Here is a 12,071-nt window from a genome sequence, read left to right on the forward strand (position 1 = left end):
GATCGATGGATCGTTGCATGCAAAATCATTGATGCCGTGCACGCCTCTTCCTAGGCTGAGGGCGATCAGCCATTGGCCAAGCTGGGGAGACGGCCCTGGACACCCGCATGCAGCCGGACGAAACCGCCCTGTTCGGGCGGGCGTCGCTGCTGGCGGCGATCGAGGGTCGCCTCGCCGCCGGGGGCGGCGTCGCCCTGCACGGCCCCGCGGGCATCGGCAAATCGGCACTGCTGGACGCCGTGGCCACGGCCGCCGGGTCCCGCGGCGACCTGGTGCTGCGGCTGCGACCGGCGCGCACGGAACGCGCGCTGCCGTACGCGGGACTCGCCGACCTCGCCGACCAGGTCCCGGCACCCGCCGCCGCGGCACTGCCGGCCGCACAGCGGGCCACGCTGGCCGCCCTGCGCCAAGGTGTGCCCGCCCGCAGCGGCGGTCCCGCGCTCGCCCGCCGCCTGCTGTTACCGCTGCTGCTGGCCCAGTGCGCCCGGCAGACCCCGGTGCTGCTGGTACTCGACGACGCACAGTGGCTGGACGCCGAATCCGCCGAGCTGATCGGCTTCGCGATGCGCCGCCGCCCCGGCCCGAGGGTCCGGGTGATCGCCGCACAGCGCTGCCCGGACGCCATGGGGCGCCGCCGCGCCGTACGGCTGTGCCCCGCACCGGTCAGCGAGCTGGCGGTGCCGCCGCTGTCCGCCGACGATCTGACCGCCCTGCTGGAGGCGCACGGCCTGCCCTGCCGCACGGCCAGCCGGCTGCACGAGGCCAGCGGCGGCAACCCGTTCCTGGCGCTGGCCCTGGGCGCCGCCACGCCCCCCGGGCCGGCGTGGCGCCCGGCGCCGCTGCCCGAGCCGGCGCGGGCCCTGCTGCGCGAACGCGTCGCCGCGCTGAGCGCCGAGGTCGCCGACACGCTGCTGGTGGCGGCACTGGCCACCGAACCCACGGCGACCATGCTGATCCGGGCCGGACGCGAGGACGCCGAACGGGAACTGCGGCTGGCCGCCGCCGCGGGCGCGGTGGAACTCGACGGCGACGCGATCCGCTTCGCCCCGCCCGCGCTGGCGCAGGTGCTGGCGGAGGACGCGGGCGCGGCCCGGCGCGCCACGGTGCACGGGGCCCTGGCCGCCGCGGCGGTCGACGCCACGGACGCCATCCGGCACCGGGCCCTGCAAAGTGGGCGCCCGGACGCCGAGGTGGCCCGCGCCCTGGCCGCCGAGGCGCAACGGGCCGCGGGCCGCGGCGCCGGGCGCAGCGCCGCGGAACTGTACCTGCTGGCCGCGGACCGGAGCCCGCATCAACTGGCGGCGCAGCGGCTGGACTGGCTGGTCGCGGCCGCCCGTACCGCGGCCACCGCGGGCGCGCCGGTCCTGGCCGGGCGGGCCGCCGAGGCCGTACTGGCCGCCGAGGCGCCGCCCGAGCACCGGGTCCGGGCCCGGCTGGTGCTGCTCGACCTGGCCGGGCAGGCGCTCGCCGACATGGGGGAGATGTTCGCCGCGGCCCTGGTCGAGGCCGGCGACGACCCGGTCCTGGTGGGCCCGGTGCGGCTGCGGCTGACCTGGGCGGCGATGGTGGGCGGCGATCTGGACGCGACGGTCGTGGAGGCCGGGCGTACGGTCACCGCGGCACGCCTGGCCTGCGACCCGACCACCGAGGCGATGGTGCTGAGCACGCTGGCCCAGACCCAGCGGCTGCGCGGCGATCCGCAGTGGACGCGGACCCTGGAGCGGGCGCTGGCCCTGCCCGCCGATCAGGTCCCGGGCTGGCTGCATCTGGGCCCGCGGTACCTGGCGGCCCGCTTCGCCATGGTGGACGACCGGCTCGACGAGGCGCGCGCCGACCTGCTGCGGCTGCTGGCGGTGGCCGAGCAGGACCGTACGGGTGAGGCACTGGTCGAAGTGCTGCGCAGCCTGTCGGAGGTGGCCACCCGGGCCGCGCGCTGCCGCGACGCGTTGCGCTACGCACACCGGGCGGTGGCCTCGGCCCAGCGCGCCGGCCTGAGCCCCGGCCCGACCTGGTACACCGCCGCGGTCGCCGAACTGGCCGGCGGCAGTCTGGCTGCCGCGGCCGGGTTCGCCCGGCGCGGGGTGCGCGCCAGCGAGCAGGAGGGCGACAGCATCTACCTGCGCCGTAACCTACACGCGCTCGGGCAGGCCGAACTGCGCGCGGGCAACACCCGGGCCGGGGTGGATGCGCTGCGCCGGTTACGCGATCTGGAATCGGTGGGTGCCAACGACCCGATGATCGTGCGGTGGCACGGGGATCTCGCCGGCGGGCTGGCCCGGCTGGGCGAGCACGCGGAGGCGGCCGCGACGCTCGCCGAGGCACGGGCGGCGGCGTACCGGCTGGGGGCGGCTCCGGGCCTGGCCGGCTATCTGGACCGGGCCACCGCCGTGGTGCTCTCCGAGAGCGGGCAGGCCGACTCCGCCGTACGGCTTTCGGCGGCGGCGGCGCGCCACTTCGAGAAGTTGCGCCAGCCGATCGAGCAGGCGCACGCGTTGCTGGTGCAGGGCGGTGCGGAGCGGCGCCGCCGCCGGTACGCGGCGGCCCGCGTCGCGATCGGCGCGGCCCTGACGATCTTCCTGCAGGTCGATGCGAAGCCGTGGGCGGAGCAGACCGAGCGGGCCCTGGCCGGTACGTCGGCCCCGGTCACCGGCACGCCCCCGGCCGAGCTCGGACTGACCTCGATGGAGGCACGCATCGCCACGCTGGTCCGGGACGGGGCGAGCAACCGGGAGATCGCCACCCGGCTGTTCCTGAGCGTCAAGACCGTCGAGGCCACGTTGACCCGGGTGTACCGCAAGGTCGGGGTGCGGTCGCGCACCCAGCTGTCGTCGCGGCTGGCCGGTCTGGGACCGCTGTCGGGCGGCGCCGATCGCGATCATGCGTGGCGGCCCGGTGGCGATCAGGTTTCCGGCCCCGCGCGGGCCGTCGACGCCTGACCCGCAACCCCGTGTCGTGATGGGACAGTCATCGACCGAGAGTGACGCAGGCAACAGGGGTCGCGTGGTGACGGTCACTCCCGTAGCGAGAGTTTTACCTGGCTGACCCAGGGAAGAACGATGGCGGGGGCATCGTTGTAACCACGGGCAACGACGCCCGCATCGATAACCGAACGTGAGGAGGGCCCCGTTCATGCCACTCGTTGACCGCATCCACGCCGCCCGGCTCCAGCGGGCGCAGCGCCGTACCGAGAAGATCGCCCGCCGGGAGCTGGCGGCGGATCTTGCGGCGTTCGTCACTCCCGCCGAGCGCACCGATCTGGAGTTGACGCTGAACCGGCACAGTCCGCAGCAGACGCGAGTGATCCGGGAGATCCTCGACCGTCAGGATCAGGAACGCCAGCACCGGGCGGTCGTCCCGGGCGGGCTTCGGGCCGCGTGAGCGAAACTGGGCGCCGGACGGTCCGGCCGCCCGCACGGACGGCGCGGCCCCTGCCCGAAGCGGCCGCCGATGCGCCGCCCCGGTCCGCGTGACCGGGGCGGCGTGCCGGTTCACCGCTCGGCGGGCCGCTGCTCCCGGGTGCTGCCGCGGACGCTGCCCGCGTGCGCCGTGACGGACGGGTCGCGCCGTACCTTGATCAGGCTGGCCACAGTGGTGATCACCAGGACGGTCACGATGACGGCCAGCGACGCGGCGGTGCTGATCTCCGGGAAATCCGGGCTGATCGCGGTGTGCGCCCAGTGCAGCACCAGCTTGACACCGATGAACGCGAGAATTATCGACAGGCCGGTGGACAGGTACACGAGCCGGTCCAGCAGGCCCTTGACGAGGAAGAACAGGGCGCGCAGGCCGAGCAGGGCGAACGCGTTGGCCACGAAGACGATGTACGCGTGCCGGGTCACGCCGAACACGGCGGGGATCGAGTCCAGCGCGAACAGCAGGTCCGTGCTGCCGATCGCGATGAGCACGATGAACAGCGGGGTGGCCATGAGCCGCCCGTCGCTGCGGGTGAACAGCTTGCCGCCGACGTAGTCGTCGGTGACCGGCAGAATGCGCCGGGTGGCTCGCACGAGCGCGTTGTCCTCGACGCTCGGGTCCTCGTCGCGGTGGCGGTACAGCTGCACCGCGGTCCAGATGAGGACCAGCCCGAAGATCAGGAACATGAAGGTGAACAGCGACAGCAGGGTCGCCCCGAGCGCAATGAAGATCACGCGCAGCAGCAGGGCGATGATGATGCCGAACGTCAGCACCTCCTGCTGGTACTTCTCCGGGACCGCGAACGTGCTCATGATGATCACGAAGACGAACAGGTTGTCGACGGACAGGCTCTTCTCGACGATGTAGCCCGCGAAGTACTGCGCCCCGAGATCCCAGCCGGCGACCCCGGCGAACACCAGGCCGAACGCGACCGCGACCGCGACGTAGAACACCGACCACGCGGCCGCCTCGCGGAAGCCGACGACATGCGGGCGCAGTATCCCCACGCTCAGATCCAGCGCGAGCAGCCCGGCGATGACCGCGATGGTCAGCGTCCAGCCGAGCGCGGTGACCTCCAGCATGATCGGCGACCTCCGGGCGTCGATGCAGCAGCTCCCGCCGATTTTCCCGGTTCCTGCTGGGAGGTCCCTGAAAGCCCGGTGCTCAGGCGGCCACCAGGGATCGCTTCGCGAGGCCCATCCAGAAGCCGTCGATCGGCTGCTCGGGGGCCTGCTCGGGGTCGTCGGAGGCGCCCAGGGCGAGGAACATCGGGGCGAAGTGCTCGGTCGTGGGATGCGCGTACGGCATGCCGGGCGCGCGGTCGCGGAAGCCGGCCAGCTCGTCCACCGCACCGCGGGCGAGGGTCTCGGCCGCCCACGCGTCGAACTCGCGCGACCAGCCGGGGGCGGGCGCGTCGGTGCGGTAGTCGCGCAGGAACGGCAGGCCGTGGGTGGTGAACCCGGACCCGACGATGAGCACCCCCTCGTCGCGCAGCGGGGCGAGGCGGCGGCCCAGCTCCAGCAGCCGGTCCGGTTCGAGGGTGGGCAGCGACATCTGCAGCACCGGGATGTCGGCCTCCGGGTACATGACCTTCAGCGGGACGTACGCCCCGTGGTCCAGACCGCGCTCGGTGCGGGCGACCGGCTCGGGGTCGGGCATCATCGCGGCCACCCGGTCGGCGAGCGCGGGGGCGCCCGGGGCGCGGTACTGCACCTCGTAGTAGTGGGGGGCGAAGCCGCCGAAGTCGTACACCAGCGGGACCGTGGTGGTGGCGCCCAGCATGAGTGGTGCGGACTCCCAGTGCGCCGAGGCGACCAGGATCGCGGTGGGGCGCGGCAGTCCGGCGGCCAGTCGCTGGAGCTGGGTCACCCACACCGGGTCGTCGGCCAGCGGGGGAGCGCCATGGCTGAGGAACAGCGCGGGCATGCGCGCGGCGGTGGTGGTCATGGCTGCCTCCAGGTTGACGCTTCAACTAAACCGAGAGTACGCCAAGTTATTTGATCCGTCAACTAATCCTGGGTGACATCGCCGCCCGTGAAGTTTCTGTTACGGCGACTGCAAGAATTTGCCGACTGCCATCAATCTCTGCAGGTCATCGCGCTGTGCAGCATGCATTGCAACACCGGCCACTTCGGACGGACAATCCGTCCCCGATGGACATTGCGCCCGTCGGTCGAGCGCTGGCATGCTACGCGATGTCGTGCGGAGGGCGCACACCGTGACGAAAGGCGGCGATGCATGTGGCGTCACCGCCGCAGCTCCCCCTCGCCGACGACCTGTTTCTTGCCGCCCACGACACCCCTCGCGGCCGGTCTGTGCTCAGCCCCGCCACCCTCGGCCTCGGTCTCGCCTCGGGCCTGCTCGCCGAGCTGATCCTGTGGCGCCGCGTCGACCTGTGCGACGGGCGGCTCGCCGTCCTCGACGAGCGGGCCACCACCGACGCCGCCACCACGGCAGTCCTGGACCAGCTCGTCCGGGAGACCCAGCACCGCCGGATCCGCGAGTGGATCTCCTTTCTGGCCACCGGAGTGGCCACCGACCTCGTCGCCCGGCGGCTGGGCCGCGCCGGGCTCGTGCACCGCCACGAGCGGCGCGGCCTGCGCGGCACCCGGGTCACCTACGTACCCGCGGACCCGGCCGCCGCGGGCTGGCCCGGCAGCCGGGTGCGCACCGCGATCGCCCGCGGCGAACTGCTCGACATCCCCGACCTCGTGCTCGCCGGGCTCGTCCTCGCCACCGGGCTCGACCAGCACCTCCTGGTCACCTACGACGCCGGCGAGCGCGAGCACCTGTTCGACCAGCTGCGCCGCCGGATGCCGGCCATGCTGCAGGAGCTGGTCGGCCACGCCGAGGCCGCGGTGGGCGACGCCGTCATGGCCCGCCGCGCCTGACCCCCACCCATCCCTCACCCCGCTGGAGACGCGCGTGTCCACCACCACCGCCACCACGGCCGCCCCCGCGGTCAGCAACCTTTCCACCGCCCTGGCCCGCGACCGACTGGGCGTCGCCGCCGTCGTGTTCTTCGTGATGTCGGCGGCGGCCCCGCTCACGGTCGTCGCCGGTGTCGTACCGACCGGTCTGGCCGTCACCGGACTGACCGCCATCCCGGTCGCGTTCGTCGCGGTCGCGCTCGTGCTGGCGGTGTTCTCCGTGGGCTACGTGGCCATGGCCCGGCACATCGCCAACGCGGGCGCCTTCTATGCGTACGTGTCCCGCGGGCTGGGCCGCCCGCTCGGCGTGGGCGCGGCCTGGGTCGCGCTGGTCGCGTACAACATGTTCCAGGTCGCCTCGTACGGCGGCTTCGGCGCGATCGCGGCCCCCCTGGTCGCGGACTGGTTCGGCATCGACGTGCAGTGGTGGGTGCTGGCGCTGGGCGCGTGGGCCCTGGTCGCGGTGCTCGGGGTGCGCGACGTCGCGGTCAACGGCAAGGTGCTCGCCACGCTGCTGGTCGCCGAGATCGTCCTGGTGATCGCGTTCGCGCTGGCCGACGTGACCTCCCCGCATTTCCACCCGTCCGCGGCCCCGCTCGACCCGGGCAGCCTGGCCGGTGCCGGCGCGGGCGCCCTGCTGGTCATGGCGGTCACCGGGTTCGTCGGCTTCGAGCAGTCCGTGGTCTTCAGCGAGGAGTCCCGCGACCCCCGCCGCACCGTGCCCCGGGCCACCTACCTGGCCATCACGCTCATCGCGGTCCTGTACGGCTTCGCCGCCTGGGCGATGATCTGCGCGGCCGGCCCCGAGGCGGTCACCCGGGCCGGCACCGAGGGCCCGGAACTGTTCTTCAACCTGGCCGCCGACCGGATCGGCGCCGTGGCCCTGCACCTGGGCCACATCCTGTTCCTGACCTCGCTGATCGCCGCCATGATCTCGTTCCACAACATCATCGCGCGGTACACGTTCTCGCTCGGCCGCGAAGGGGTGCTCCCGCGGGCGTTCGGGCGCACCGTGCCGGGCACGGGCGCGCCCAAGAACGGCTCCCTGGCCCAGTCGGCGCTCGGGCTCGCCGTCATCACCCTGTACGCGGTCCAGGGCTGGGACCCGCTCGTCCAGTTGTTCTTCTGGGGCGGCACGGGCGGCGGGATCGGGGTGCTGCTGCTGATCACCCTGACCTCCGTCGCCGTACTCGGCTACTTCGCCCGCCACCGCGAGAGCGAGGACCTCTGGCACCGGGTCGGCGCGCCGTTGATCAGCACCGCGCTGCTGCTCGTCATGACGTACCTGGCGCTGACCAACATCGCGACCCTGTTCGGTGTCGCGCCGGGTTCCCCGCCGACCTGGGTGGTGCCGCTGGCGTTCGGGGTCGTCGCCGTCGCGGGGGCCGCGTGGGCGCTCATCCTGCGCGCTGCCCGCCCCACGGTGTACGCCGGGATCGGCTACGGAGCCCGCAGTGTCACCGCGGCGCCGCGCGGCTTCGCGGCGATCCTCGCGCAGGGCGGCGACGCGGGAGCCGGGCGGTGAGCGCGGCGATCCGCCCGGCCGGCGAAGCCGAGCTGGCGGCGGTCGGGGCGCTCGTCGCGCTGTCGTTCGACCGCCTCGAGGCCAACCACTACCTGGTGCCGGACGGCGCCGACCGCCTGCGCGTGATGGGTGACTTCTTCACGCTCTACACCGAGCACGCGGCCCGCCACGGCTCGGTCGACGTGGTGCCCGGAGCCGACGGCATCGTCGCCACCGCGGTGTGGTTCGACCGCACCGCGCCGATGACCGAGCCGCCGTCGTACGACAGCCGGCTCGCCGCGCTCGCGGGGCCCTACCTGGACCGCTTCGAGGCCCTCGACGAACTGTTCGACGCGCATCATCCCGAGCCGCCGCACTGGCATCTGGCGTTCCTGGCGGTGCACCCGGACGCCCAAGGGCGCGGGCTGGGCGGCGCGCTGATGGCCCGCACCCACGAGGGACTGGACGCGGCCGGGGTGCCCGCGTACCTGGAGGCCACCAACGGCGACAACGTCCGGCTGTACCGCCGCAACGGCTACACCGACATGGCGCCGTTCGAGATACCGCTGCCTGACGGGACGCCGTTCTTCCGGATGTGGCGGCATCCGGCCTGATCCCGCCGGATGCGGGGCGGCGCGGTGCGCGGCAGGTCCGGCATGCTCGTGGGGGCATGCCGGACCTCAGCCCCGGAAGGACACCCCCAGATGACCATCGACGCCCCCGACCCGGCTGCGGCGCGCGAGGCGCTGTACCGCCGGACCCTCACCGTGGTCATGGCCTCGCAGGTGTTCAGCGGCGCCGGCCTGGCCGCCGGCGTCACCGTCGGCGCCCTGCTCGCCGCGTCCATGCTCGGCACCACCAGCCTGTCCGGCCTACCCTCCGCGCTGTTCACCGCCGGATCGGCGGCCACCGCACTGCTGGTCGGCCGCCTGTCGCAACGCCTCGGCCGCCGCGCCGGCCTGACCGCGGGCTACGCCGCCGGGGCGCTCGGCGGCGCGGGCGTCGTCCTGGCCGCCACGATCGGCAGCATCGTGCTCCTGCTCGTGTCGCTGCTCGTCTACGGCGCCGGGACCGCCACGAACCTGCAGGCCCGCTACGCCGGCGCCGACCTTGTCGGCCCGCAACGTCGCGGCCGCGCGGTCAGCTCCGTCCTCGTCGCCACCACGCTCGGGGCGGTGGCCGGCCCGAACCTGGTCACCGTCACCGGCCACGCCGCGCAGCACTGGCACATCCCCGCGCTCGCCGGCCCGTTCGCCCTCGCCGCGGTCGCGTACGCCGGCGCGGCGACGATCCTGTTCATCCTGCTGCGCCCCGATCCGCTGCTGGCCTCCCGCGCCCTGCCCCCGGCCGAACCGGCCGCCGTACCCGCCGGGACACCGCACGCGCCCGCGCCGCGGACGGCCGGTGTCACCGCGGGTGCCGCGACCATGGTCCTCACCCAGCTCGTCATGGTCGCGGTGATGACCATGACGCCGGTGCACATGAAGGCCCACGGCCACGGCCTGGGCGCCACCGGGCTGGTCATCGCCGTACACATCGCCGGTATGTACCTGCCGTCGCCGGTCACCGGCCTGCTCGTCGACCGCGTCGGCCGCATCCCGGTCGCGGTCGCCGCCGGTGTCACGCTGCTCGCGGCGGGGATCGTGTCGGCGACCGCCCCCGAGTCGTCCGTGGGTCTGCTCGCGCTCGCGCTGGCGTTGCTCGGCCTCGGCTGGAACCTCGGACTGGTCTCCGGAACCGCCATCATCACCGACGCGGCTCCCGTGCAGACCCGCGCGAAAACCCAGGGCGCGGTCGACCTGTGCGTCGCACTCGCCGGGGCCGGAGGCGGCATCGCCAGCGGCATGATCATGGCCGCCACCAGTTACGCCACGCTGTCGGTGGCAGGGGGCGTGCTGGCGCTCGCGGTCATCCCGTTCGTCGCGTCGGCCGACCGGCGCGCCCGGCGGCGGGCCGCCGCCGAGGAACCGCGCGTCACAAGCCCGGTCTGACCGGGTATTGACGTGGACGGGCGCACCCTCTTACATCGATGTCAGCGACCCCGTCATCCCCGCGTTTCCGGTTTGTTCGTCGCAGCCCCGGCTCACACCGACCGCCGTGGAAGGGAACCGCATGCCCGCGGACGACGCACCGCACGAGGCCGGCCCCTGGGTGCCCCGGGGCAGCACCGCGCAGCCGCCGTTCGAGCTGATGGTGACACCGGAGCGGGCCGGCTGGCAGTACGCCGGGCTGCGCGTGCTCGATCTGCCCATCGGGGGCCGGGCCACGTTCACCACCGGCGACGAGGAGATGCTCGTCCTGCCGCTGACCGGCAGTTGCGACGTCACCTGCGACGACGAGCGGGTCACGCTGACCGGCCGGGCCTCGGTGTTCGCCCGGATCAGCGACTTTGCGTACGTGCCGCGCGCCGCGACCGTCACGGTCCGCGCCCCGAACGGCGGGCGGTTCGCGTTGCCCTGCGCGCGGGCGAGCCGGACGCTGCCGTTCCGGTACGGCGCCGCCGAGGACGTCGCGATCGAGCTGCGCGGGGCGGGGCAGGCCAGCCGCCAGGTCAACAGCATCTGCATGCCGCCGGGCTTCGACGCCGACCGGCTCATCGTGTGCGAGGTGCTCACGCCCGGCGGCAACTGGTCGTCGTACCCGCCGCACAAGCACGACGAGCAGCGCCCGGGGGAGGCCCGGCTGGAGGAGATCTACTACTTCGAGGTCGCTGCGGCGCCCACCGGCACCCCCGGGGTGGGTTACCAGCGGGTCTACGGCCCGATCGAGGTGTGCGCCGAGGTGCGCAGCGGCGACGCGGTGCTCGTCCCGTACGGGTGGCACGGGCCGACGATGGCCGCGCCCGGCTACGACCTCTACCACCTGAACGTGATGGCCGGGCCGGGTCAGCGGCGGTGGCTCGCCTGCGACGACCCGGCGCACGCCTGGGTGCGCGCCTCGTGGACCGGCCGGGCGGTCGACCCGCGGCTGCCGCTCACCTCGGCCACCCCGCGCCGCCCGGGCCGCGGGGATCCCGCCTGGTGAGGCGTTCTTCAGCGCATGCGCAGCCCGTCGAACGCGATCGCGGTGATCGTGTCGGCCAGCGGCTCGGCGCCGCCGCGGGTCGGCCTGTACCACTCGATCAGCGAGTTGACCATGCCGAACAGCAGGCGGGCCGCGGTCGCGGCATCCACGTCGGGCCGCAGCGCCCCGTCCGCCTGGGCCTGCTTGACCAGGTCGGTCACGATCGCGTCGAAGACGCGGCGGCGCAGCAGAGCCTGCTGCTCGACCGCGGTGTTGCCGCGCACCCGCAGCAGCAGCGTCACATACTCCAGCCGGTCGGCGAGCACCAGCACGCTGCGCCGGATCAGCAGCTCCAGCCGCTCGATCGCGGGAGTGTGCTGGGCGCGGACCTCGTCGGCGGCCTCGAACAGCCCGTCCAGCGCGTGGTCGACCGCCATCCGTAGCAGTTCCTGCTTGCTGCTGACGTGGTGGTAGATGCTCGACTTGGTGATGCCGAGGCGCTCGGCCAGCTCGCCCATGCTGGTGGCCTCATAGCCGCGCTCGTTGAACAGCTGGACCGCGGCGGTGAGCACGGCGTCCTGGTCGTGGCCGGGGCGCCCCCGGCGCGGCCGGGCACCCGCGCGCGCGGTCGGCTCGGCGCGGACGGTCGGCGCGGCGCGGACGAAGTCGGCGCGCCGTTCGCGCACCGGCGCGTTGTCCGCGGGCCCGGTCATCGCGGTGTTCCGGCCTGGCGCACGACGTGGCTGCGCCCGCGGAACTCGGCCACCACGTCGCCGGGGCCCTCGCGGGTCACGGTGACGTCGTAGAGGCCGGTGCGGCCCTGCCGGGCGCGCTCGCCGGCCCGCGCCACGAGCACGTCGCCCGCGCGGACCGGCCGCAGGAAGGCGATGTCGGCGCCGGCCGCCACGGTGACCGGGCCGTGGCTGTTGCAGGCGCAGGCGAACGCGGTGTCGGCCAGCAGAAACACGAATCCGCCGTGCACGATGTCGTGGCCGTTCACCATGGCTTCAGTGACAGGCATACGAACCTCGGCGGTGCCGTCGGCAGCCGCGATCAGCTCCATGCCCAGACTCCGCGAGGCCGTGTCGCGGTCGAACATCTCGTGCGCTGCGGTCCGTGCCATTCTCACCCGCTCTCCCGCCGCACCCGCTCTCCGCCAGCCGAGCGCTTGAAACCCTTGATAACCAACCGACCGGACGGTAGATATTTAGGGTAAGCCA

11 protein-coding genes are annotated in these 12,071 nt (G+C 73.8%); 7 read left to right on the forward strand and 4 right to left on the reverse strand.

Annotation, left to right across the window (positions count from 1 at the left end):
• Nucleotides 1-107 precede the first annotated feature (107 nt).
• Together ACMCNK_RS04010 and ACMCNK_RS04015 are read left to right on the forward strand one after the other, a co-directional pair.
• Nucleotides 108-2,936, forward strand: coding sequence for an AAA family ATPase (locus tag ACMCNK_RS04010; RefSeq protein ID WP_412735027.1), 2,829 nt, complete (start codon nucleotides 108-110; stop codon nucleotides 2,934-2,936).
• Nucleotides 2,937-3,129: 193 nt separating this feature from the next.
• Nucleotides 3,130-3,378, forward strand: coding sequence for a hypothetical protein (locus ACMCNK_RS04015; protein ID WP_412735028.1), 249 nt, complete (start codon nucleotides 3,130-3,132; stop codon nucleotides 3,376-3,378).
• Nucleotides 3,379-3,488: 110 nt separating this feature from the next.
• Here the strand turns inward: ACMCNK_RS04015 and ACMCNK_RS04020 are convergent, their stop codons facing one another.
• The gene (locus ACMCNK_RS04020; RefSeq protein ID WP_412735029.1) at nucleotides 3,489-4,496 is read right to left on the reverse strand and encodes a TerC family protein; all 1,008 of its coding nucleotides are present in this window, start codon (nucleotides 4,494-4,496) and stop codon (nucleotides 3,489-3,491) included.
• Nucleotides 4,497-4,578: 82 nt separating this feature from the next.
• Nucleotides 4,579-5,361, reverse strand: a complete 783-nt coding sequence (locus ACMCNK_RS04025; protein WP_412735030.1) for a dioxygenase — start codon at nucleotides 5,359-5,361, stop codon at nucleotides 4,579-4,581.
• Nucleotides 5,362-5,648: 287 nt separating this feature from the next.
• On the opposite strand from ACMCNK_RS04025, the gene ACMCNK_RS04030 reads away from it, so the two are divergent.
• From ACMCNK_RS04030 to iolB, 5 genes are all read left to right on the forward strand, one after another.
• Nucleotides 5,649-6,305 (forward strand): GOLPH3/VPS74 family protein, encoded by a 657-nt coding sequence (locus ACMCNK_RS04030; RefSeq protein ID WP_412735031.1) that lies wholly within the window; start codon nucleotides 5,649-5,651, stop codon nucleotides 6,303-6,305.
• 34 nt (nucleotides 6,306-6,339) lie between these two features.
• The gene (locus ACMCNK_RS04035) at nucleotides 6,340-7,869 is read left to right on the forward strand and encodes an APC family permease (RefSeq protein ID WP_412735032.1); all 1,530 of its coding nucleotides are present in this window, start codon (nucleotides 6,340-6,342) and stop codon (nucleotides 7,867-7,869) included.
• The gene (locus tag ACMCNK_RS04040) at nucleotides 7,866-8,462 is read left to right on the forward strand and encodes a GNAT family N-acetyltransferase (RefSeq protein ID WP_412735033.1); all 597 of its coding nucleotides are present in this window, start codon (nucleotides 7,866-7,868) and stop codon (nucleotides 8,460-8,462) included. The genes ACMCNK_RS04035 and ACMCNK_RS04040 overlap by 4 nt, the downstream gene beginning before the upstream one ends.
• A gap of 90 nt (nucleotides 8,463-8,552) precedes the next feature.
• Nucleotides 8,553-9,839: an MFS transporter gene (locus ACMCNK_RS04045; protein WP_412735034.1), complete on the forward strand. Its 1,287-nt coding sequence runs from the start codon at nucleotides 8,553-8,555 to the stop codon at nucleotides 9,837-9,839.
• A gap of 121 nt (nucleotides 9,840-9,960) precedes the next feature.
• Nucleotides 9,961-10,872 carry a 5-deoxy-glucuronate isomerase gene (gene iolB, locus ACMCNK_RS04050; RefSeq protein WP_412735035.1) on the forward strand — a complete coding sequence of 304 codons (912 nt, stop codon included), beginning with the start codon at nucleotides 9,961-9,963 and terminating at the stop codon, nucleotides 10,870-10,872.
• Nucleotides 10,873-10,880: 8 nt separating this feature from the next.
• On the opposite strand, the gene ACMCNK_RS04055 is transcribed toward iolB, so the two are convergent.
• A complete protein-coding gene (locus ACMCNK_RS04055; RefSeq protein ID WP_412735036.1) occupies nucleotides 10,881-11,564 on the reverse strand; it encodes a TetR/AcrR family transcriptional regulator in 684 nt (227 codons plus the stop codon).
• Nucleotides 11,561-11,974 carry a hydroxyphenylacetyl-CoA thioesterase PaaI gene (gene paaI / locus ACMCNK_RS04060; protein ID WP_412740745.1) on the reverse strand — a complete coding sequence of 138 codons (414 nt, stop codon included), beginning with the start codon at nucleotides 11,972-11,974 and terminating at the stop codon, nucleotides 11,561-11,563. The genes ACMCNK_RS04055 and paaI overlap by 4 nt, the downstream gene beginning before the upstream one ends.
• Nucleotides 11,975-12,071: the final 97 nt, after the last annotated feature.

The organism is Krasilnikovia sp. MM14-A1259 (genome assembly GCF_047159535.1).
Lineage (GTDB): Bacteria > Actinomycetota > Actinomycetes > Mycobacteriales > Micromonosporaceae > Actinoplanes.